General features: G+C 69.2%; 26 protein-coding genes. 15 read left to right on the top strand and 11 right to left on the bottom strand.

Going from position 1 to position 20,987, the window contains the following annotated elements; all coding sequences use genetic code 11:
- The 12 genes from QLH51_RS01885 to QLH51_RS01830 form a co-directional block, all read left to right on the top strand.
- Positions 1-502: flagellar hook-length control protein FliK (locus QLH51_RS01885; protein ID WP_283514206.1), on the top strand; the 502-nt coding region annotated here is incomplete at its 5' end.
- Positions 503-513: 11 nt separating this feature from the next.
- A complete protein-coding gene (locus QLH51_RS01880; RefSeq protein ID WP_125654106.1) occupies positions 514-1,182 on the top strand; it encodes a flagellar basal body-associated FliL family protein in 669 nt (222 codons plus the stop codon).
- Between the two features lie 78 nt (positions 1,183-1,260).
- Positions 1,261-2,142 carry a flagellar motor switch protein FliM gene (locus QLH51_RS01875; RefSeq protein WP_206428741.1) on the top strand — a complete coding sequence of 294 codons (882 nt, stop codon included), beginning with the start codon at positions 1,261-1,263 and terminating at the stop codon, positions 2,140-2,142.
- Positions 2,139-2,435 carry a flagellar motor switch protein FliN gene (fliN, locus tag QLH51_RS01870; RefSeq protein ID WP_055758402.1) on the top strand — a complete coding sequence of 99 codons (297 nt, stop codon included), beginning with the start codon at positions 2,139-2,141 and terminating at the stop codon, positions 2,433-2,435. The genes QLH51_RS01875 and fliN overlap by 4 nt, the downstream gene beginning before the upstream one ends.
- Positions 2,435-2,689, top strand: coding sequence for a FliO/MopB family protein (locus tag QLH51_RS01865; RefSeq protein WP_055758399.1), 255 nt, complete (start codon positions 2,435-2,437; stop codon positions 2,687-2,689). The genes fliN and QLH51_RS01865 overlap by 1 nt, the downstream gene beginning before the upstream one ends.
- An 83-nt stretch (positions 2,690-2,772) precedes the next feature.
- On the top strand, positions 2,773-3,624 hold the full coding sequence (gene fliP / locus QLH51_RS01860; protein ID WP_125654270.1) for a flagellar type III secretion system pore protein FliP: 852 nt from the start codon (positions 2,773-2,775) through the stop codon (positions 3,622-3,624).
- 5 nt (positions 3,625-3,629) lie between these two features.
- Positions 3,630-3,899 carry a flagellar biosynthesis protein FliQ gene (fliQ, locus tag QLH51_RS01855; protein WP_055758396.1) on the top strand — a complete coding sequence of 90 codons (270 nt, stop codon included), beginning with the start codon at positions 3,630-3,632 and terminating at the stop codon, positions 3,897-3,899.
- 385 nt (positions 3,900-4,284) lie between these two features.
- A complete protein-coding gene (gene fliR, locus QLH51_RS01850) occupies positions 4,285-5,067 on the top strand; it encodes a flagellar biosynthetic protein FliR (RefSeq protein WP_125654102.1) in 783 nt (260 codons plus the stop codon).
- Positions 5,064-6,191 carry an EscU/YscU/HrcU family type III secretion system export apparatus switch protein gene (locus QLH51_RS01845; protein ID WP_125654100.1) on the top strand — a complete coding sequence of 376 codons (1,128 nt, stop codon included), beginning with the start codon at positions 5,064-5,066 and terminating at the stop codon, positions 6,189-6,191. Before fliR ends, QLH51_RS01845 begins: the two co-directional genes overlap by 4 nt.
- A 51-nt stretch (positions 6,192-6,242) precedes the next feature.
- Positions 6,243-7,748 (top strand): flagellar filament capping protein FliD, encoded by a 1,506-nt coding sequence (gene fliD / locus QLH51_RS01840; RefSeq protein ID WP_125654098.1) that lies wholly within the window; start codon positions 6,243-6,245, stop codon positions 7,746-7,748.
- Entirely contained in the window at positions 7,748-8,149 is a 402-nt protein-coding gene (gene fliS, locus QLH51_RS01835) for a flagellar export chaperone FliS (protein ID WP_125654096.1), read from the top strand. The genes fliD and fliS overlap by 1 nt, the downstream gene beginning before the upstream one ends.
- 202 nt (positions 8,150-8,351) lie before the next feature.
- Positions 8,352-8,885 carry an NADPH-dependent FMN reductase gene (locus QLH51_RS01830; protein WP_125654094.1) on the top strand — a complete coding sequence of 178 codons (534 nt, stop codon included), beginning with the start codon at positions 8,352-8,354 and terminating at the stop codon, positions 8,883-8,885.
- Positions 8,886-9,249: 364 nt separating this feature from the next.
- Here the strand turns inward: QLH51_RS01830 and QLH51_RS01825 are convergent, their stop codons facing one another.
- The 5 genes from QLH51_RS01825 to argH form a co-directional block, all read right to left on the bottom strand.
- Positions 9,250-10,203 carry a CorA family divalent cation transporter gene (locus QLH51_RS01825; protein WP_125654092.1) on the bottom strand — a complete coding sequence of 318 codons (954 nt, stop codon included), beginning with the start codon at positions 10,201-10,203 and terminating at the stop codon, positions 9,250-9,252.
- Positions 10,200-10,955 (bottom strand): precorrin-2 dehydrogenase/sirohydrochlorin ferrochelatase family protein, encoded by a 756-nt coding sequence (locus tag QLH51_RS01820; RefSeq protein ID WP_125654090.1) that lies wholly within the window; start codon positions 10,953-10,955, stop codon positions 10,200-10,202. The genes QLH51_RS01825 and QLH51_RS01820 overlap by 4 nt, the downstream gene beginning before the upstream one ends.
- Positions 10,952-12,217, bottom strand: a complete 1,266-nt coding sequence (gene lysA / locus QLH51_RS01815) for a diaminopimelate decarboxylase (protein WP_125654088.1) — start codon at positions 12,215-12,217, stop codon at positions 10,952-10,954. The genes QLH51_RS01820 and lysA overlap by 4 nt, the downstream gene beginning before the upstream one ends.
- Before the next feature lie 166 nt (positions 12,218-12,383).
- Positions 12,384-12,623: an LPS translocon maturation chaperone LptM gene (lptM, locus tag QLH51_RS01810; protein ID WP_125654086.1), complete on the bottom strand. Its 240-nt coding sequence runs from the start codon at positions 12,621-12,623 to the stop codon at positions 12,384-12,386.
- On the bottom strand, positions 12,620-13,984 hold the full coding sequence (argH, locus tag QLH51_RS01805) for an argininosuccinate lyase (RefSeq protein WP_125654268.1): 1,365 nt from the start codon (positions 13,982-13,984) through the stop codon (positions 12,620-12,622). The genes lptM and argH overlap by 4 nt, the downstream gene beginning before the upstream one ends.
- Before the next feature lie 16 nt (positions 13,985-14,000).
- Between argH and QLH51_RS01800 the strand changes: the two genes are divergently transcribed.
- The gene (locus QLH51_RS01800; RefSeq protein ID WP_206428738.1) at positions 14,001-14,606 is read left to right on the top strand and encodes a TlpA family protein disulfide reductase; all 606 of its coding nucleotides are present in this window, start codon (positions 14,001-14,003) and stop codon (positions 14,604-14,606) included.
- 75 nt (positions 14,607-14,681) lie between these two features.
- Here QLH51_RS01800 and QLH51_RS01795 read toward each other — a convergent pair whose 3' ends face one another.
- From QLH51_RS01795 to QLH51_RS01785, 3 genes are all read right to left on the bottom strand, one after another.
- Positions 14,682-15,017, bottom strand: coding sequence for a hypothetical protein (locus tag QLH51_RS01795; RefSeq protein WP_125654081.1), 336 nt, complete (start codon positions 15,015-15,017; stop codon positions 14,682-14,684).
- Between the two features lie 34 nt (positions 15,018-15,051).
- Positions 15,052-15,396 (bottom strand): hypothetical protein, encoded by a 345-nt coding sequence (locus tag QLH51_RS01790; protein ID WP_125654079.1) that lies wholly within the window; start codon positions 15,394-15,396, stop codon positions 15,052-15,054.
- A 329-nt stretch (positions 15,397-15,725) separates the two neighbouring features.
- Positions 15,726-16,874, bottom strand: a complete 1,149-nt coding sequence (locus QLH51_RS01785; protein ID WP_125654077.1) for a phospholipase D-like domain-containing protein — start codon at positions 16,872-16,874, stop codon at positions 15,726-15,728.
- A 122-nt stretch (positions 16,875-16,996) separates the two neighbouring features.
- On the opposite strand from QLH51_RS01785, the gene rpoZ reads away from it, so the two are divergent.
- Positions 16,997-17,341, top strand: coding sequence for a DNA-directed RNA polymerase subunit omega (gene rpoZ / locus QLH51_RS01780; RefSeq protein WP_125654076.1), 345 nt, complete (start codon positions 16,997-16,999; stop codon positions 17,339-17,341).
- 222 nt (positions 17,342-17,563) lie between these two features.
- Here rpoZ and QLH51_RS01775 read toward each other — a convergent pair whose 3' ends face one another.
- Positions 17,564-17,944: a winged helix-turn-helix transcriptional regulator gene (locus QLH51_RS01775; protein WP_125654074.1), complete on the bottom strand. Its 381-nt coding sequence runs from the start codon at positions 17,942-17,944 to the stop codon at positions 17,564-17,566.
- A gap of 97 nt (positions 17,945-18,041) precedes the next feature.
- On the opposite strand from QLH51_RS01775, the gene QLH51_RS01770 reads away from it, so the two are divergent.
- Positions 18,042-19,103, top strand: coding sequence for an SDR family oxidoreductase (locus QLH51_RS01770; RefSeq protein ID WP_125654073.1), 1,062 nt, complete (start codon positions 18,042-18,044; stop codon positions 19,101-19,103).
- Here the strand turns inward: QLH51_RS01770 and QLH51_RS01765 are convergent.
- Positions 19,093-19,806, bottom strand: coding sequence for an RlmE family RNA methyltransferase (locus QLH51_RS01765; protein ID WP_125654071.1), 714 nt, complete (start codon positions 19,804-19,806; stop codon positions 19,093-19,095). The two genes, QLH51_RS01770 and QLH51_RS01765, sit on opposite strands and share 11 nt — an antisense overlap.
- A complete protein-coding gene (locus QLH51_RS01760; protein ID WP_125654266.1) occupies positions 19,803-20,843 on the bottom strand; it encodes a Ppx/GppA phosphatase family protein in 1,041 nt (346 codons plus the stop codon). Before QLH51_RS01760 ends, QLH51_RS01765 begins: the two co-directional genes overlap by 4 nt.
- Positions 20,844-20,987: the final 144 nt, after the last annotated feature.

The raw sequence follows: 20,987 nt of genomic DNA, 5'->3' as shown, positions 1-20,987 counted from the left end.
GCGCGACGAGGATGCGCCGGCGCTGCCGACCGCGGCAGCCGCGCCAGACCCCGTCGTGCTGCGCCCGGTCGCGGCGGCGGCGCAGGCGGGACAGCCGACGCTCGATACCCGCCAGCCGCAATGGATGGAGGGGATGATCGACCGGATCGAGACGCTGCGCGAGTCGGCAGGCACCGGCGGCGAGACGCGCATCCGCCTGTCGCCCGACGCGCTGGGCGATGTCGAGATCGCGATCCGCACGTCCGACGACGGCAAGGTCCATGTCCATTTCAACAGCGAGAACGCCGATGCCGGCCGCCTGCTGGCCGACGCGCAGCCCCGGCTGGTGCAGCTGGCCGAGGCGCGCGGGCTGAAGCTGGGGGGCATGCAGGTCGATGTCGGTACGCAGCAGCAATCGCAGCGGCAGGCGCAGGAGCAGGGCAACGCCCCGCCCCGCGCCCCGCGACCGGCGACGACGACCGCCGGACAGCCATCCACGAACGATAATCAACGAATCGCCTGAGGAACCACGACATGAGCGACAAGGACGCGCCGGACGAAAAGCCGGCCAAGAAGAAGGGCAAGCTGGGCAAGATCGTCGTGATGGCGGTCGGCGTGCTGGTATTGCTGGGCGGCGGCGTCGGCGCCGGACTGTATGCCAGCTCGTCGGGGCTGATCGGCGGCGGCGGCAAGGACGGCGGCCATGAGGAGAAGAAGGACCTGCCCAAGCTGGTCCCCAAGTCCGAGGAAACGAAGGCCAGCTCCGAAGGCGGCGAGGGTGGCGGCGAAGGCGGCGACCATGGCGGCGGCGAGAATGAAGGCGGCGGCGCAGCCAGCACCGGCGAAGGCGGCAAGCCCACGCCCGAGGGCGAAGGCGGCGATCGCTATGCGTCGAGCTATTACGCGATGGAGAAGGAGTTCACCTCCAACCTCGCCGATTCGGTCCACTTCATCCAGGTCGGCATCGCCATTTCGACGTCGTACGACCACAAGGTGCTCGACAATCTGAAGACCCACGAGATCGCGGTGCGATCGGCGATCCTGCTCGCGCTGGGCGAGACGACCGAGGATCAGGTGTTCACCGCCGACGGCAAGAAACAGCTGTCGCTGCGCGTCAAGAAGGCGATCAACGACACACTGGTACAAAAAGAGGGCTTTGGCGGCATCGGTAACGTTTATTTTACCCAATTTGTCGTTCAGTAAACGGGCATGGTTAACAGCCCGTCCACCACTGCGCCCGAGCGCCGCGAACGAGCCCGCCGGACTCCGCCGGCGTCGCACGTGCCCAGCCTGGGCGTGGCGAACCTCAACCCCTTCGGCGACCTCCACGCGCTGGAGCATCTGTCGGCGCGCATGGCGCGGTCGATGCGGCAGGTGTTCGAACCGCTGCTCCGGCGGGGCGTGCGCAGCTGGTCCGAACCGGTAGAGGTCGATCGCTTCGCCGGCTATGTCGCCGCGAGGCGGGCCGACAAGCTGACCGGATGGGTGCCGATGACGCTGTCGACCGGGGGGAGCCCGGCGATCATCGTGTTCGACGGCGCGTTCCTGCTCGAGGTGCTGGACATCTTCTTCGGCGGGTTCGGAGAAGCCCCCTCCCCGCTGCCGGCCGAATTCTCGCCGGCGGCGGAGGCGATGCTGCGCCGGCTGGCCGGTGCGATCGCCGCGCCGCTGGGCGAGGCATGGGGGCCGCTGGCCGGCATCGGCTTCGAACCCGGCAATCCCGAATCGAACCCGGCGATGATGGGCGCGATCGACGGCGAGGACGCGGTGATCGCGACCCGCTTCGGCATCGCGTCGGGCGATGGCGAGCCGACCTTCATCGACATCCTCTATCCGGTCGCCGCGCTGAAACCGCATGCGCCGCAGCTGTCGACCAAGGTGCATGGCAAGAGCGCGCCCGATCCCAAATGGCTGGCGGGCCTGACCCGCGCGGTGATGAGCGTGAAGCTGCCGGTGCGATCGGTGCTGGCCGAACCGGTCGTGTCGCTCGCGCTGCTGCTGGAGCTGAAGGAAGGCGACGTCATACCGATCAGTTTCGGGCCGCAGGTGCCGGTATGGGTCGCCAACCGGCGGCTGGGCACCGGCACGGTCGGCACCGCCAACGGACAGGCCGCGATCAAGCTCAACTCCATCGACCCCGGTTTCGAAGAGGAATTCCAATGAACGAGATGACCGGCGGCTTCCCCGCCGAAGCGTCGCTCGCCGCCAATTTCAAGCTGTTGCAGGATGTCGACGTCCGGCTGACGGTGGAGATCGGGTCGACCCAGCTTACCTTGCGCGAACTGCTGGCCTTGAGCGAATCGAGCGTGATCGAGCTGGACCGCGCCGCCAACGAGCTGCTCGACGTGTTCGTCAACGGCACGCTGATCGGGCGGGGCGAGGTGGTGACGGTCGGCGACCGCTTCGGCGTGCGGATGACCGAACTGGTCAGCCCGGACAAGCGGGTCAGCCGCTGATGATGTGGTCGTACATCCTGAAGCTGGTCATCCTGCTGCCGCTGGTGTGCGGGCTGATGATCGGCTGCCTGTACCTGTGGCGTCGGCTGGAAGCGCGGATGCCGGGGAATCAGGGCGAACGGCTGGTCAAGGTGCGCGAGACGATGATGGTGTCGACCGGCACCAAGCTGGCGGTGCTGGAATTCGACGACCGGCTGCTGCTGGTGTCGGTCAGCCGTAACGGCGTGACGCTGCTGGACCGGGGCGACAAGTGAGGTTCGCGGGGGGGAAGCTCGCACCGGTGCTGGCGCGGATGCGGGTCCGGCCGTCGCCGGTCGCCGCCGCGCGCCGCAGGACGATGGCGACCGTGCCGACACCGGTCGTGACGATACGCCGGCCCTCACGCGCGCTGCCGCACTGGCGGTTCGAGGTCGTGCTGGCGGTGCTGGGCATCGCGCTGATGCTGTTCCTCGCCGTGCCGGCGATGGCACAGGGCGTGCCGGCGGCCCCCGCCCCCGCGCCGGGTGCCGCCGACGCGCTCGACCGGGCGCTGGGGCAGCTGGGCGGCGCGAACGACGCGCCGATGGCGCTGTCGCTCCAGATCCTCATCATCATGGGGCTGCTGTCGGTCCTGCCCGGCATCCTGCTGATGATGACCAGCTTCACCCGGATCATCATCGTGCTGGCGGTGCTGCGTCAGGCGCTGGGGCTGCAACAGACGCCGCCCAACCAGGTGCTGATCGGCCTGTCGCTGTTCCTGTCGCTATTCGTGATGTCGCCCGTCATCGGCCGGATCAACGAGACGGCGATCAAGCCCTATGCCGCCGGGCAGATCAGTTCGACCCAGATGATCGAGAATGCCAGCCGCCCGCTGCACGCCTTCATGCTGAAGCAGACCCGGACCAAGGACGTGACGATGTTCGCGCAGATGGCAAGGACCGGCCCGATCGCGACGCCCGCCGACACCCCGTTCTCGATCCTGCTGCCCGCCTTCGTCACCAGCGAGCTCAAGACCGCGTTCCAGATCGCGTTCCTGATCTTCCTGCCGTTCATCGTCATCGATCTGGTCGTCGCGACGGTCCTCATGTCGCTGGGCATGATGATGCTGTCGCCCACGATCATCTCGCTGCCGTTCAAATTGCTGCTGTTCGTGCTGGTCGATGGCTGGGCCTTGACCATGGGCAGCCTTGCCGCCTCTTTCGTGAGTTAGCGCAGATGGACGCAGGATATTTCATGACCGTCGCGCGCGAGGCGATGTGGGTGCTGGCGCTGGTCGCGGCACCCATTCTGATCCCTGCGCTATTGTCCGGGCTGATCCTCGGCATGATCCAGGCGGCGACGTCGATCAACGAACAGACGCTGTCGTTCGTGCCCAAGCTGGCGGTGGTCGGCATCAGCCTGGCGGTGTTCGGGGGGATGATCCTCGGGCTGCTCAGCGATTTCACGACGAGCATCTTCGAACGGATTCCGGATCTGGTGCGGTGACATTCGCTCGCTCTCCCTGCGTCATTCCGGCGGAGGCCGGGATCCGTGGATCGGGGGACGGTTGCGTGTCGTCGATGGCGCCGGGCACAATGGATTACGGCCTTCGCCGGAATGACGATGTGGCGTTGGCTGGTCGCCTACCCGGCCACAGCCGTACCCCGGCGAAGGCCGGGGTCCAGTTGCGGGCCGGTTTGATGGAGCCGCTGCCGTCTCCCAACTGGGCCCCGGCCTTCGCCGGGGTACGGGTTCCAAGTGTCTCAGGCCATTTCCGTACCCCCGCGCAGGCGGGGGTCCAGTGTTACAGGCGGCGGCGTTCGTGGCTCTGGCCCCCCGCCTGCGCGGGGGTGCGGCTGAGGCCGCGGATAGCGTCGGGACCACCCACCCCATGCTAGGCCTCGGCCTTGCCGTCGAGCCGCAGCTCTGGGCGCTGCTGTTCACCATGGTCCGCATCGGCGCGGCGTTCATCGTCGCACCGGTGTTCGGCGCGGTGGCGATGCCGGTGCAGGTGCGGGTGCTGCTGTCCGCCGCGATCTCGGTGCTGGTGCTCAAGGCGCAGCCGTTCGCGATCCCGACCGAAATCTTCTCGCTCACCACCTTCCTCAGCATCGCTGCCGAGGGGCTGGTGGGCCTCGCCATCGGCTTCGTCCTGCAGATCGCGTTCGCCGCGCCGCTGATCGCGGCCGAGGTCATCGGCATCTCGATGGGCATCGGTTTCGCGGCGATGGTCGATCCGCAGAACGGGGCGCAGAGCCCGGCGCTCGGCACCTTCCTGTCGGTGCTGCTGACGCTGCTGTTCCTCTCGCTCGACGGGCATCTGCTGCTGATCGACCTGATCGTGCGCTCCTATGAGCTGCTGCCGCCGGGTGCGGCGTGGCTGACCCCCGCCAAGCTCGAGAATATCGCGATCTTCGGCGGCTATGCCTTCCTGTCGGGACTGCTCCTCGCGCTGCCGGTCGGGTTCCTGCTGCTGTGCCTCAACCTCGTCATGGGGATGCTGTCGCGCTCGGCGCCGGCGCTGAACCTGTTCGCGGTCGGGCTGCCGGCCAGCCTGTTCGTCGGCGTCGTCGCCTTGTTCGTCGCGCTGCCGGCGATGACCGATTACATGCTGGTCATCGTGCAGGAGGCGCTGGACGCCGCCAATACGCTGGTGCTGGGAGGCGTCCGGTGAGCGAGGACAAAACCGAAAGCCCAACCCAGAAGCGCCTCGACAAGGCGCGCGAAGACGGCGACATCCTCAAGTCCAAGGAGCTGGGCGCGGCGCTGGTGATCCTTGCCGGGTGCGCGTGGCTGGCGCTGCTCGGGCCCTCGCTTGTGGGGGCGTGCAAGGCGATCATGACCGCCAGCTTCACCTTCGGTCGCGCCGACGTCGAGGATTTCCAGCCATGGCGCCCGCTGATCGAGGCGGGGTGGAAGCTGCTGCCGTCGCTGGGCGGCATCCTCGCGCTCGCGGTATCGGCCGGGATCCTCGCGCAGGCGGGGCTGACCGGCATCCGCTTCAACGGCGGCGCGCTGGCGCCCAAGGGGTCGCGCATCAACCCGGCCTCGGGGATGAAGCGCATCTTCGGCACGCAGGGCTGGACCGAACTGGGCAAGTCGCTGCTCAAGGTCATCCTCCTCGGCGCGATCGGCTATGTCATGCTCAAGAAGGCCGCAGTCAGCTCGGTGGGCCTCGTGTCGTCGAACGTGGACCAGGCGGTCGGCGATCTGGGCGGCACGTTCCTGACCTTGCTGTTCGTGATGGCGGGCGGGCTGGTGCTGATCGCGGGCCTCGACGTGCCGCTGGCGATCTTCCAGCGGATGCAGCGGCTGCAGATGAGCAAGCAGGAAGTGCGCGACGAGCACAAGGAAAGCGACGGCGATCCGCATGTGAAGGCGCAAATCCGCCAGCGTCGCCACGAAATCCTGAAGGGCGGGTTCCGGCAGGCGGTGGGCGAGGCGCAGGTCGTGCTGACCAACCCGACCCATTTCGCGGTCGCGCTGCGCTACGACCATGGCCGCGATCAGGTGCCGGTGGTGGTGGCCAAGGGCCGCGGCGCCACCGCACTCGCCATCCGCGAACTGGCGGCGGAAGCGAAGATACCGATGCTTGAATATCCGCAGCTCGCCCGCGCCGTCTATTACACCAGTCGGCAGGGGCAGGAGATCCGCGACGACCTGTACCTCGCCATCGCCACCGTCCTGGCGTTCGTCATGGGGGTCAACCGGCAGGCGGGCGGCATCCAGCCGCCGGTGACGGTGCCGAGGGAAGCGCGCTTCGACGAGAACGGCAATCTTTCGGTGAAAACTTCCTAAAGATTCGGCCCCGCGTGCCGTTGGATGGGGGAGACGGACCGGGGATGACCAATGGCGATCACGACGACCAGTGCGACGGCCACCGCCACCACGGCCAAGACCACCACCACGACCAAGGCGACCACCCCCAACCTCGCCAACGCGCTGGGTGCCGGATCGGGCGTCGATACCGCCGCGCTGGTCAAGAACCTGGTCGAGGCGCAGTTCGCCAACAAGAATGCGCAGCTGACCAAACGGTCCGAGACGCTGACCGCGCAGATCTCTTCGGTCGCCGCATTGAAGTCGGGCATCACCGGCTTCGCCACCGCGCTCACCACGCTGGCCGAAACCGGCGGGCTGTCGACGCAACTGAGCAGCAGCGGCCCGGCGGTCAAGGTGTCGGTCGCCGCCGGATCGAAGGTCGCCAGCCTCAACGCCAGCGTGACCGTCGCCCGGCTGGCCACGTCGCAGGTCGCGGTCACCAAGGACACGTTCAGCACCACCGGTTCGGTCGGCACCGGCACGCTCCAGCTGAAACTGGGCAGCGTCGGATCGGACGGCACGTTCAACGCCAACGGCACGACCATCCCGCCGATCACGATCACCGCCGGCGATGCGACCTCGCTGCAGAAGGTCGCCGACAAGATCACCGCCGCCAAGGCCGGCGTCACCGCCAGCGTCGTGACCGACGCCAACGGCCAGCGGCTCGTGCTGCGCAGCACCGACGGCGCGAACCAGGCATTCACCCTGACCGCGACGCCCGATGCCGGCAGCGCGACGCCGGGGCTGGAGCGGCTGAACGTCGATTTCGACGCCGGCAATGGCGGGGCCGAGGTCGTGACCCGCGCGGGCAACGCCGTGTTCAGCATCGACGGCGTACCGATGGTCAGCGCGTCGAACACCGTGACCGGCGCGCCGGGCGTCAAGCTGGAGCTGAAGGCGGTGACGACCGACACCGGCCCGGTGACGCTCAGTTCGTCCAAGCCGACCGAGGCGCTGACCGAGGCGGTCAACAACGTCGTCGCCGCCTATAACGAGATGCTGGCGTCGGTGAACAAGGCGACCGACCCGATCACCGGCGACCTGCGCGCTGATCCGGCGGCCACGGCGATGAAGCGGGCGTTGCAGCGCCTGACGATCGCCGACCTGACCGGTGCCACCGACGGCAGTCCCAGAACGCTGTCGTCGATCGGGGTCGCGACCAACAACGACGGGACGCTGCGCGTCGACAAGGACATGCTGACCCGCGCGCTGGCGAACAATCCCGATGCGGTCGAGGCGATGTTCGCCGCCGCCACCGGCACCGACGGCACGACCGGCACCAGCCTGCCCGCCGCGCTCAACCGGATCGCCACGACCGCCAAGAGCGCGACGCTGGGGCTGGGCGCCAGCGACAAGCGCTATGCCGAGGCGCAGACCACCCTTGCCAAGGAACAGGCCAAGGTCGCCGAGCAGACCGAGACGACCTCGACCCGGATGACGCAGCAGTTCGCGGCGTCCGAGGCGCGCGTGGCCGCGTACAAGGCACAGCAGACGTTCATGGAAAACCAGATCAAGATGTGGACGAGAAGCGAATAATGGCCCGCTATGCCACCGCCCTCGCCGGCGATCCCGCCCAGACCTATCGCTCGGTCGACCTGGCCGCGCGCACCGGCGGCGCCGATCCGCACGCGCTGGTCGCGCTGCTGTACGAGGAAGCGATCCGCGCGCTGCGCTCCGCCGCATGGGCGACGACGAACCGCCAGTATGCGATGAAGGGCGAACGCGTGACCCGCGCGACCGCGATCCTCTTCGCGCTGGAGGCGGGACTCGATTACGACAAGGGCGGCGACCTGTCGCAGACGCTGTCGCGGCTCTACACGGGCCTGCGCGACCAGATCGTCAACGCCAGCATCGGGCAGGACGCGCAGCCGTTCCTGAACGCCGCGGCGTCGCTGACCGACATCGCCGAGGCGTGGGAAGCGGTGCGGCCGCGATAGGGGGTTACCCCTTCCTTCTATTCTCGCCACGAACCGTCACCCCAGCGCAGGCTGGGGTCTCCCTCGGCTGACGGGCGGCAATTTCCACGGGGAGACCCCAGCCTTCGCTAGGGTGACGCGGGTGGGGGGTATGGAAGAGCGCGTAGTGCCCACTCTCTCAACGGGTGGCATCGCGCCCCGCGATCCGCTAGCGCTCTCGGCCATGAAGCAACCGCATATCGTCGCGCTGGGGGGCACGCTGCGCCCGACGTCCGGCACCGCCGCCGCGCTGGAACGGGCGCTGGCCCATGCCGGGGCGCTGGGCGCGCGGACCACGCTGCTGACCGGGTCGGCGATCGATTTCCCGAACTACGAACCCGAAGCGGCGCAGGGCAATGCCCGCATCCAGTCGTTCCTGCGGGTCCTGCGCGACGCCGACGGGGTCATCATCGGATCGCCGGGCTATCACGGCACGCTGTCGGGGCTGGTCAAGAACGCGCTCGACCATGTCGAGATGCTGCGCCGCGACGACCGCGTCTATTTCGACGGCATGCCGGTCGGCATCGTGGCGACGGCGGCCGGGTGGCAGGCAGCGGTCGCGACGCTGGGCACGCTGCGCACCGTCGCCCACGCCCTGCGCGGCTGGCCGACGCCGGTCGGGGTCGCGATCAACACCGTCGAGGACGGCGCGATCGACAAGGCCGACGGCCAGCTGCGGCTGATGGCCGAGCAGATGATCGGCTTCGTCGCGCGGTAGGAAGCGGCCAAAGGTCACGAAAGTCACACTCGCCACGCCTTGCGCGCACCGTTGCGGATGGACGGTGGAATCGACGGTTTGAAAGAGCCGATCGGAGGGTGGCAGGGTTCGGGGTTGTAGGAAAGCGGTCCTTCCTCGTCACCCCGGACCTGTTCGAGACCTCTGCAAAAGCCCTCGATTCCTCGTCTTCTCCCGTACCCCCGCGCAGGCGGGGGTCCAGGGTCACGAACGCAAACCGTTGTTTTGCTTGAATCTTGGACCCCCGCCTGCGCGGGGGTACGGTGCACTTCATGGATAGGTTCGAGACTTTCGCAGAGGTCTCGAACAGGTCCGGGGTGACGACAGGGGTACTGGCTGGGCCAGCCTACCGCCCGATCCAGTGCTTGCGCGCGAACCATGCCACGATCCCCGCGCTCATCGCCACGCACAGTGCCACCACGCCGGCAAAGGCCCAGGGTTCCTCGGCGAACGGTATCCCCTTCACGTTCATGCCGAGCAGGCCGGTGACGAAGGTCAGCGGCAGGAACACCATCGCGACGATCGCGATCTGGAGCGAGCGCTGGTCGAGCTGTTCGGCGCGCAGGTCGGTCAGGGTTTCGTGGACCAGCGCGGCGCGCTCGCGGATCGAATCGACCTCCTCCGCCATCCGCGCGGCACGGTCGGCGGCGGCGGCGAGGTGGAGGCGGTCGTCCTGTTGCAGCCAGTCGCCGGGAAGCTGCCCCAGCTTCTCCAGCGCCGAACGCTGCGGCACGAGGAAGCGGCGATAGCCGATCGCGCGGACGCGGGTGTGGGTGACGGCCCGGCGCTGTTCGAAGATGCGCGCCGGGTCGAGCGCCTCCTCGCATTCGTCGAGCGTGTCGCCGAGGTCGGCGATCAGCGGGTCGAGCTGTTCGGTGATCGCGCTGGCGAAGGCGACGATCAGGTCGCCGGGATCGGCCACCTCCCCCGCCTCGACCCGGTCGACGACGATGTGGAACGCGGTCAGCTTGCGCCGGGTCACCGAATGGACCCGCCCGGCGCTGGCATAGAGGCGGACCGAAGCCAGCGGATCGGCGCTGCTGAGCACATCATCGGACAGGCCGCGCAGGTTGACGAACGCCCCCTTGCCGATGGCGTCGCAGCGCGGGCGCGTCTCGACCGCGGTCAGCGGATCGATGACATAGTCGGGCAGACGGGCATGATCGCGCAGCCACGCCGCGACCTCGCCCCCCTCGCCGTGCAGGTGGATCCAGACGAAGCCGCCGGTCGCGTCGACCGCCGCCAGCGGATCGACCTGCCGGGTCCGGTTGCCCTCGATCTGCCATGCGCGGCAGGTCATGCGAGGTCGATCGTCAGGCCGGGCGGCGGCGCGGCGGGCAACGGTCCCATGATCCGCACCGCATCGGCCCGCGCGCGGTCGAGGATCGCGGCCGGCACGTCCGGGGCATGGTGGATGCGGTCGGCCTGTCCCAGCCAGCGCGCCTCGCGCAGGGTCAGGTCGTCGGGATCGGCCGAGCGCAGGCGGATCGACTCCACCCGGCCCGCGACCGGCGCGACATCGGCCAGCCAGCGCGCGACCGCGTCCTCGCCGTGCGGCACCATCGGGTCGAGCGGGCCGCCCGCCGCGATCGCGGCGCCGATCGCGCGGCGACGGTCGCCGCCATCGGGGAAGCGGCCGCGCAGCGCAGCGCGGGCGGCACCCAGCCCTTCGGCCAGTCGCCCGACGCCGGCCGGCAGCATCGCCTCCAGCCGCTGGCGGATCGCCGCCGCGAGGCCCGCCGACACCCCGCCGGTCGAGATCGCGATCAGCACCGGCGAGCGGTCGACGATCGCCGGCAGGGTGAAGTCGCAATCGGCGGGCCGGTCGACCGCGTTGACCAGCACTCCGCGCGCCCTGAGCGCATCGATCGCGGCGCGCGCTTGCGTCTCGTCCTCGACCGCGACCACCGCGATCGGGGCGTCGGCCGCATCGCCGACGACCTGCAACCCGCTGCGTTCGAGCAGGCGGCGCTTGGCGTCGGCCGCCTCCCCCTCCCCGACCAGGATCACGCGCCGCCCGGCGGTGCGCAGCAGGATCGGCAGGCCGTTCACAGCCAGGGCGGCAGGCGGTCGGCGTTGGCCAGCGCCTCGATCGGCGGGCGTTCGCGTACCACCCCGAACCGGTCGCCCGACACCAGCACCTCGGGCACCAGCGCGCGCGAATTGTAGGTCGAGGCCATGGTCGCACCGTACGCGCCGGCGGTCATGAACGCGACCAGATCGTCGGCGGCGACGACGTCGGTCTCCCGCCCCAGCGCAAAGGTATCGCCGGTCTCGCACACCGGGCCGACGATGTTGGTCACGGCGCGTTCGCCGGTCGGGGTCACCGCGCGGATATCGTGATAGGCGTCGTAGAGGCTGGGGCGCAGCAGGTCGTTCATCGCCGCATCGACGACGACGAACGGCGCGACCGCGCCCTGCTTCACCCGGATGACCCGCGACACCAGCACCCCGGCATTGGCGACGATCAGCCGCCCGGGTTCGAACATCAGCCGCGCGTCCCAGCCGGCGGTCGCCCGCGCGACCATCGCGCCATAGGCGGCGGGCGACGGCGGCAGCGGTTTCGCCGGGTCGTAGGGGACGCCAAGACCGCCGCCGAGATCGGCATGGGTGATGTCATGCCCCGCCGCGCGCAGATCGGCGATCAGCGCGCCGACCCGTCCGAACGCGGCCTCCAGGGGCGCCAGGTCGGTCAGCTGGCTGCCGATGTGCACCGCGACGCCGCGCACCCTGATCCCCGGCAGCGACGCGGCATGGGCGTAGGCGGCGGGGGCGGCGTGATAGTCGATGCCGAACTTGTTCTCCTTGCCCCCGGTCGAGATCTTCGCATGGGTGCCGGCGACCACGTCGGGGTTCACCCGGATCGCGATCTGCGCGACCTTGCCGAGCCGGGCGGCAACGGCCGAGAGCATGTCGAGTTCGGGTTCGGATTCGATGTTGAACTGGCCGATGCCGGCGGCCAGCCCCTGCGCCATTTCCTCGGCCGTCTTGCCGACGCCGGAAAACACGATCTTGTCCGGGTCCATGCCGGCGTCGAGCGCGCGGTACAGCTCGCCCCCTGAGACCACGTCGGCCCCCATGCCGGCGCGCGCCAGCGTCGCCAGCACCGCCTTGTTCGGATTGGCCTTTACCGCGAAGGCGACCAGCGGCTCGCCCTTGCCCAGCCCGGCCACCGCGTCGCGGAACACGCGGACGTGCCGTTCGAGGGTGGCGGTCGAATAGACATAGACCGGCGTGCCCACCGCGTCGGCGATGGCGGGGAGGCCGACATCCTCGGCATGGAGCGTACCGTCGCGAAGGGTGAAACTGTCCATGGGAGAGCCTTGGTCCGGATGTAGATACCTGCCGTTCGTCCTGAGTAGCCATCGAGCCTGTCGAAAGGGCGTATCGAAGGACCGTGGGTCGCGGCTGCTTCGATACGGGTCTCTGACTGCGCTCAGCCCCTGCTCAGCACGAACGGTTCAGGTGCATGGATTAACGTCAGCGCGGCGGTAGGGCGAACGGGTCGTCGCCGCGCGGCTTCGATTCGGTCAGCAGTTCGTCGCTGCGCGACGGGCGCTGCTGGGTCGTCGGGTCGAGCAGTTCGGCGGGGGTCGGCGTCGCGGTGGCACCATATGGTGCCGGCGGCAGCGATGCGTTCTCCTGCGGGCGCAGGTCGCGGCGCTGGCCGCAGCCGGCGAGCGCCAGTGCGACCGCGACGAGGGCGAGCGCGCGCGTCATGCCTGCCCCCGCGCGGCGGCGATGGCTTCGCGCACCCGTTCGGGCGCGGTGCCGCCAAAGCTCTTGCGGCTGGCGACCGAGGCGTCGACGCTCAGCACGTCGAAGATGCCGGCATGGATGCGGTCGTCGATGCCGGTCAGGTCGTCGAGCGTCAGGCCGTCGAGCCGGCAGCCCCGTTCCTCCGCCAGCTTGACCGCGCGGCCGGTGATGTGGTGCGCCTCGCGGAACGGCACGCCCGCTTCGCGCACCAGCCAGTCGGCGAGGTCGGTGGCGGTCGAATAGCCGGTCTCCGCCGCCGCGCGCATCCTCTCGGGGCGGAAGGTCGCGCTTTCGATCATGCCGGTCATCGCCGCGATCGACAGCGCGAGCAGGTCGGTCGCCTCGAACACCGGCGGCTTGTCGTCCTGCATGTCCTTCGAATAGGCGAGCGGCAGGCCCTTCATCGTCACCATCAGCGACGTCATGCAGCCCATGATCCGCCCGCTGTGCCCGCGCACCAGCTCGGCGGCGTCGGGATTGCGCTTCTGCGGCATGATCGAACTGCCGGTCGACCATTGGTCGGACAGCGACACGAACCCGAACATCTGCGACGCCCAGATCACGAATTCCTCGGCGAGGCGCGACAGGTGCAGCGAACATTGCACGGCGGCGGTCAGATATTCGATCGCGAAGTCGCGGTCGCTGACCGAATCGAGCGAATTGACCGTCGGCCCGGCGAACCCCAGCGCGGCGGCGGTGGCGTGACGATCGAGCGGGAAGCCGGTGCCGGCCAGCGCCGCCGATCCCAGCGGGTTGTAGTTCAGCCGCGCGCGGGCGTCGGCGAAGCGGCCGCGATCGCGCGCGACCATGGTGTGGTACGCCATCAGGTGATGGCCCAGCGTCACCGGCTGCGCGACCTGCAAATGGGTGAAGCCCGGCATGACGGTCGCGGCATGTTCCCCGGCACGCACCAGCAGCGCCGCCTGCAACTGCCCCAGCGCCGCATCGACCGCGTCGATCGCGTCGCGGGTCCACAGCCGGAAATCGGTCGCGACCTGATCGTTGCGCGAGCGCGCGGTGTGCAGCCGCCCGGCGACCGGCCCGACCTTCTCGGCCAGCCGCGCCTCGGTCAGCATATGGATGTCCTCGAGGCTCAGGTCGTCGGGGACGCCATGTTCGGCATAGTCCGCCGCGACCGCGTCCAGCCCGTCGAGGATCGTGGCGACATCGGCCGGATCGACGATCCCCTGCGCGCCCAGCATCGTTGCGTGCGCCTTGGACCCGGCGATATCCTGTCGCCACATTCGCTTGTCGAAGGGGATCGAGGCGTTTATCTCACGCATCACCGCCGACGGGCCTTCGGCGAAGCGCCCGCCCCACATGCTGTTGGAGCTTTCCATGCGCCCGGTAATCGCGCTTCTCCTTGGACTGAGCCTGTTCGTCGGCGCTTGCGATAAGCGAGCCGCCGCGCCGGAGCAAGCGGCGGCTGAAGGGGACGGCACCGTTCCCGATGGCACCGTTCCCGACATCGCGCCCGCCGCGAACGACACCGCCCCCGAAGCCGCGGCGAAGGTCGATCGCAGCCACAAGGGCGAGGCGATGCCGGCCTACCGGTTTCAGGACGGCGCGGGCAAGCCGGTGACGCTGGCCGATTTCCGGGGCAAGCCGGTGCTGGTGAACCTGTGGGCGACATGGTGCGCGCCGTGCGTGCGCGAGATGCCGACGCTCGACGCGCTGGCCGCGCGCGAAGGCGCGGCGCTGCACCTGCTGACCGTGTCGCAGGACATGGAGCCGGCCAAGGTCCAGCCGTTCCTGACGACGCGCAAACTGACGCACCTGAAGGCATATCGCGACCCGCAACTGCAATTCTCGACCGGCATGGGGGTCAGCCTGCCGACGACGATCCTCTACGACGCCGGTGGCAAGGAAGTGTGGCGGGTGACCGGCGGCATGGACTGGGCCGGGGCGGACGCGGCGAAGCTGATCGGCGAGGCGAAGGCGTAGGCCCTTCCCCTAGAACGTCACCCCGGCGCAGGGTGGAATGACGCTGGTGGCGAGGTGCATGAACGGCGCCCTTCTTCACCGATCCGGCGCGCGGTCGGCAGGCGGCACCCCGGCCCCCTCGCCCGGGGCATCGTCGTCGAAATTCTCGCCCTGCCCGCCGCCGCCGGCGTTCGCGCCACTCCCGTGCACCTCGCCATTGGGCGCGGTGAAGGCGCGGCGGCCGGTTTCGGGCGGGATGTCGCGCCCGTCGTCGGGCGGGGTCGGGCTGGCGGGGCGCGCTTCGGCTGCGGCCTGCTGCGCGGCGCGATCGCGATCGAACGCCTGTCCGGAATAGCCGCCGTGGTGGTCGAACGCGTTGCGCGGGGCGGTGCGTTCGGGATCGACGTCGCGGTGTTCGGGGGTATCGGCCATGGAAACTCTCCTCGACCGTCATAACCCCCTGCGATCAGGCGATGTTCCCTTCCGCACGCGGCCTGGCGCGCGGTTCGAACCGGTTGCGCAGGCGTAGGCCGATGAACAGCATCGTCGGCCAGAACATCGTGTTCACGATATCGAGCAGCGTATCGTCCCAGCGCCACGACCCGTAATGCATCCGGTCGAGCACTTCGTTGCCCAGTTCGGCCAGCGCCACCACCGCCAGCGGGACCGGCGTCGACAGGCGATATCCGGTCAGCACGCGCGTCAGCAGCAGCACAGCCATGCCGGCATGGACGTGCAACAGGCTGTCGGCCATGCCGGTGCCGTCGCCGATCGCCTGGATCAGCCGGGCGTAGAGAGCGGGAATATCCATCGGCGTGCGATGGACCAGCGGTGGCCGCTACTCAAGGGGTTTGGGTGGACACCATGTTCAGCGAGGCATGGGCGTTTCCCGTCGGATTGCCCGCTTCTGCCACCACCCCGGACCTGATCCCGGGATGACGATATCGTCCGGGTTGACCGATATCGTGACCGCCCTGGGACCGATCGACATTCAGGCCGTACCCCCGCGCAGGCGGGGGTCCAGAGTAACGGCAGGACGACATTCGTGGCTCTGGACCCCCGCCTGCGCGGGGGTACGTGAACCAGAAAGGCTCCTGATCCTGCTGGATGGCCCTCCAATTCGCTGAATGTCGATCGGCCCTAGTCCCGGTTCAGCCAGACGGTGACCTCGGGATCGAGGACCGACATGACGAAATAGGCGCCGGCCTGCTTCACCCGCGCCCACCAGCCCGAACGCTCGCGGTGCAGTTCGCGCGTCACCCGCTGCGACTGCGCGATCTCGCCGTCCATATAGGCGCGCAGATGGGCGGCGAACGCGGCGTCCTCCACGCGCAGCATCAGTTCCATGTTCAGGAACATCGAGCGCACGTCGAAATTGGCCGACCCGATATGCACCGCGTCGTCGGTCACGAACAGCTTGGTATGCAGCTTGGTCGGGCGATATTCGTACAGTTCGACGCGGTGGCGCAGCAGGTTGCGATAGGTGAAGCGCGCCGCCAGCAGCGCGATGGCATGGTCGGTCTTGGCCGGCACGACGATGCGCAGCCGCGTACGCTTCGCCGCCTGGTCCAGCCGCCGGGTCATCAGCGGGCCGGGCGCGAAATAGGCGGCGATCATGTCGATGCGATTGCTATGGCGAATCTCGTGCTTGAGCGTCCGTGCCCACGGCGAAAGCCGCTGCGACGGCCCGCCCAGCAGCCAGCGGATCGGCCCGCGCTCCTCGCTCCATTCGCGCAGCAGCCGCGACAATCTGCGCAAGGGCGCGCCGGGCAGCGCGGTCCATGCCTTGAGCGCGTCGAAATACCCTGCCAGCCGCCCGGCCGCCGGCCCGTCGACCAGCAGCCCCAGGTCGCGCCACGCCTGTTCGGCGACGGTGCCGAAATAGGCGTCCTCGATGTTGAAGCCGCCGACGATCACGCGTGCCTCGTCGGCCAGTGCCAGCTTCTGGTGGTTGCGGAGCAGATAGCGCCGCCCGATCCGCGGCACGAACACGCACACCTCGCCGCCCGCCTCGCGCAGCGGGCCGAAGAAGCCGCGGCTGGCCGCCGCCTCCGCGCCCAGCCCGTCGACGATCAGCGATACGCGTATCCCGCGCCTGGCCGCCGCGATCAGCGCGTCGCGCACCTGCGTCCCCGCGCGATCCTCCTCCCAGATGTAGAACAGGAACCGCAGCGACCGCCGCGCGCCCGCGATCAGGGCGAGCAACGCGTCGAGCCGCGCCGGCCCTTCGGTCAGCAGCGTCAACTGGTTGCCGGCGACGGCGAAGGTCGGTTGCGGGTGGTCGGCCATGCCGTCTCCTTGTTGCCTGAGCGTAACGGCCGCGGGTAGCCCAAGTTTCATTGACTTTGCGCGCATCCCCCGGTAGGCACCCGGCTTTCCGATACCCTCCGTTTTTGCAAGGAAGGCGTTTCATGGCGCGCGTCACCGTCGAGGATTGCGTCGACAAGATCCCCAACCGTTTCGACCTGGTGTTGATGGCCGCCCAGCGCGCCCGCCAGATTTCGGGCGGTGCCGAACTGACCCTCGATCGCGACCGCGACAAGAATCCGGTCGTGGCGCTGCGCGAAATCGCCGAGGAGAACATCACGCCCGAGCATCTGCGCGAGGCGGTGATCGGTTCGATGCAGAAGGTGCAGATCGACGACGAGGAAGCACCGGACGAACTGGGTTCGCTGGCCGCATCGGCAGAGGCGCTGCGCCTCACCGCCGCCGCGCCGCCGCGCAACCAGAATGTCGGCGGCGACTACGACGGCTGACGCCGGCCGATTATTTCGACTCGAAACGGGGCGGTCCTGCGGGGCCGCCCTTTTTCTTTGGGGCGGGTATGGCAACTACAGGCAAGCCGTTCGTCCCGAGTAGCCCTTGAGCTTGTCGAAATGGCGTATCGAAGGACCGTTTCGGGCAGGTGCTTCGATACGGGTCTTCGACTTCGCTCAGCCCCTGCTCAGCACGGACGGATGGGATTGCAGCTCAACTGTTCACCCCCACCGCGCCCCCGGCCGGCGGCCCAGCGCGTCGAGCGCATCGGCATTGGCCCGCCCCCAGTCGTACAGCATCGTCACCGGCGCGACGAACCGGCACCCCAGCGGCGTCAGGCGATATTCGACCGCGGGCGGCATCGCCGCCAGCACGTGGCGCTCGATCAGGCCGATCTCCTCCATCTCGCGCAGCGTCTGCGTCAGCATCTTCTTGGAAATGCCCGGCAGGCTGCGCAGCAGCACGCCGGTCCGCGCCTGCCCGCCGTGACGCGCGTGGAGCGTGTGCAGCACCATGCTGGTCCATTTGGTCGCGAACAGCGACAGCACGCGGCGCGGCGCGCAATCCTCGCGCCAGTCGGCTTCGTCGGTTCCGGGGTGCATGGGTACTCTCTGGTGCCTGGGGGCCTGTCCGGTGCCGTCTTCAACCCCGGTCGTCCCGTTCCTAACTGCCCGGTCCTGCAAAGAAAAGGAACGGACGATGGCACGAACGGCATTGGTGGTGGGGGCGAGCGGGATCGTCGGCGGGGCGACCGCCGCGCTCCTCGGGCAACGGGGATGGACCGTCCACGGGCTCGCCCGTCGCCCGGTCGCGCAGGACGGCGTGCGGCCGCTCGCCGCCGACCTGACCGATGCCGCCGGGACGCGCGCGGCGCTGGCCGGTCTGCGTCCCAATGCGGTGTTCGTCACCACCTGGGCACGGCAGGACAGCGAGGCGGAGAATATCCGCGTCAACGGCGCGATGGTGCGCAACCTGCTGGACGCGCTGCCCCGCCCCGACGCCCCGCGCCATGTCGCGCTGGTCACCGGCCTCAAACATTATCTCGGGCCGTTCGAGGCCTATGGACAGGGCATGCTGCCGCAGACGCCGTTCCGCGAGGAACAGGGGCGGCTGGACGTCGCCAATTTCTATTATGCGCAGGAGGACGAACTGTTCGCCGCCGCGAAGCGCGACGGATTCAGCTGGAGCGTTCACCGCCCGCATACCGTGATCGGCAAGGCGGTCGGCAATGCGATGAACATGGGCACGACGCTGGCGGTCCATGCGACGCTGTGCCGCGCGGCGGGGCGCCCGTTCGTCTTCCCCGGATCGGCGGCACAGTGGCACGGGCTGACCGACATGACCGATGCCGGGCAGCTCGCCGCGCATCTGCTATGGGCGGCCGAGACCGACGCCGCGCACGATCAGGCGTTCAACATCGTCAACGGCGACGTCTTTCGCTGGCAATGGATGTGGCAGCGGATCGCCGACTGGTTCGGGGTGGAAGCCGTGCCGTTCGACGGCACCGTCCGGCCGCTGGCGGAGCAGATGGCGGACGATGCGCCGCGCTGGGCCGCGATCGCCGCCGAACACGGGCTGGTCGAACCCGACCTGCACCGGCTGGCGTCGCCATGGCACACCGATGCCGATCTCGGCCGCCCGATCGAGGTCGTGGCCGACATGTCGAAAAGCCGGCGGCTGGGCTTCACCGGCTATCGCGCGACCGACGACAGTTTCGTCGAGCTGTTCGAACGGCTGCGCGCCGACCGCATCATTCCGTGACGTCGTCCGGGGCCGGCGCGCCCGGCCCCGGTCCCGCATCGCGCCGCCCCTTGAAGTTCGTCGCGATGACGTACCATTCGGACGAATCCTTGCGGCTCGCCGGGGGCTTGGCGTGCTTCACCGCGTGGAAATTGCGCTTCAGCTCGGCGACCAGTTCGTTGTCGGCACCGCCCGCCAGCACCTTCGCCACGAAGTCGCCGCCCGGCCGCAGGATCTCGCACGCGAACATCACCGCCGCCTCGACCAGCGCCATGGTGCGCAGGTGGTCGGTCTGCGGATGGCCGACGGTGTTCGCCGCCATGTCCGACAGGACGAGGTCGGCCTCGCCGCCCAGTTCCTCGCGCAGCTTGTCGGGCGCATGGTCGGCAAGGAAATCCATCTGCAGGATTGTCACCCCGTCGATCGGGTCGACCGGTAACAAATCGATGCCGACGACGGTGCATTCGGGCCGCACCTTGCGCACGACCTGCGTCCAGCCGCCGGGCGCGATGCCGAGGTCGACGACGCGCTTGACCCCGCGCAGCAGCTTGAAGCGTTCGTCCAGCTCGATCAGCTTGTACGCCGCGCGGCTGCGATAGCCTTCGGCGCGCGCCTTCTTGACGTACGGGTCGTTGAGCTGGCGTTCGAGCCAGCGCGTCGACTGGGCCGAGCGGGCACGGGCGGTGCGTACGCGTTGTCGTCCGGGGGGGCTGCCGCGGGTCATCGGGTTCCTGCCATCAATCGGCGCAGGATTCCTTCGCGAATCCCACGATCGGCGACCCCTAGCCGCTCGGCGGGCCAGAGCGCCAGAATCGTTTCGAGGATCGCACAGCCCGCGACCACCAGATCGGCGCGCTCGCTGCCGATGCACGGCACGGTGCCGCGTTCGGCCAGGCTCATGCCCGCCAGCCGCTGGCTGACCGCCAGCATCGCTTCGGCGGGCACAATCAGGCCATCGATCTGCGACCGGTCGTACGACGCGAGGCCGACATGGACGCTGGCCAGCGTCGTCACCGTGCCGCTGGTGCCGAGCAGCCGGCGCGGTTCGTCGGTCGCGGGCAGGCGTTTCGCGAACGGGGCGAAGCTCTCGGTCACGCAGGCGCGCATCCGGGCATAGGCGCCCGACGCCGTCGGCGCCTCCCTGCCCGCACCCAGGCTCTCGGTCAGCGACACCACGCCCCATGGTGCCGAATGCCAGTCGAGCACGCGCGGCACCGGGCTCGACGCGTCGAGCAGCACCAGTTCGGTCGAGCCCCCGCCGATGTCGAACACCAGCGCCGGGCCGGTCCCGGGTTCGAGCAGCGCATGGCAGCCGAGCACGGCCAGCCGCGCCTCCTCCTCGGCGGTGATGATGTCGAGGTGGATGCCGGTTTCCGCCAGCACGCGTTCGACGAAGGCGGGGCCGTTGCTGGCGCGGCGGCACGCCTCGGTCGCGACCGACCGCGCGAGCGTCACGTCGCGGCGCTTGAGCTTTTCGGCGCAGATCTTCAGCGCGGCGACGGTGCGGTCCATCGCCGCGTCGGACAGGCGGCCCGTCGCCGCCAGCCCCTCGCCCAGCCGGACGATGCGCGAGAACGCATCGACCACCGCGAAGCCATCGCCCTGCGGCCGGGCGATCAGCAGCCGGCAGTTGTTGGTGCCCAGATCGAGCGCGGCATAATGGCGCGCGCCCGGCCAGCGCGGCCGCGCGGGCGAAGAGGATGCCTTGCGGGAAGCGCCAGGCGCACCCCGGTGCGGCAACCGGGCGGAAAGATCCCCCATGCCGTCACTCACTTATGTTCTATCCGTCACGGCCGGACGCCGCTCGGTGCCTGGCATCCAGCCTAGCGAAACCGGCCGTCCCCCACAAGGCGTTGCGACGAATCGAGCGATTCGGCGTTGACACGATCGGCAGGCCAGCCTATC

It is taken from the genome of Sphingomonas sp. 2R-10 (assembly GCF_030062225.1).
GTDB lineage: Bacteria > Pseudomonadota > Alphaproteobacteria > Sphingomonadales > Sphingomonadaceae > Sphingomonas.
Note: the sequence above shows the minus strand (reverse complement) of the source record. Positions and strands in the feature narration are given on the sequence as shown.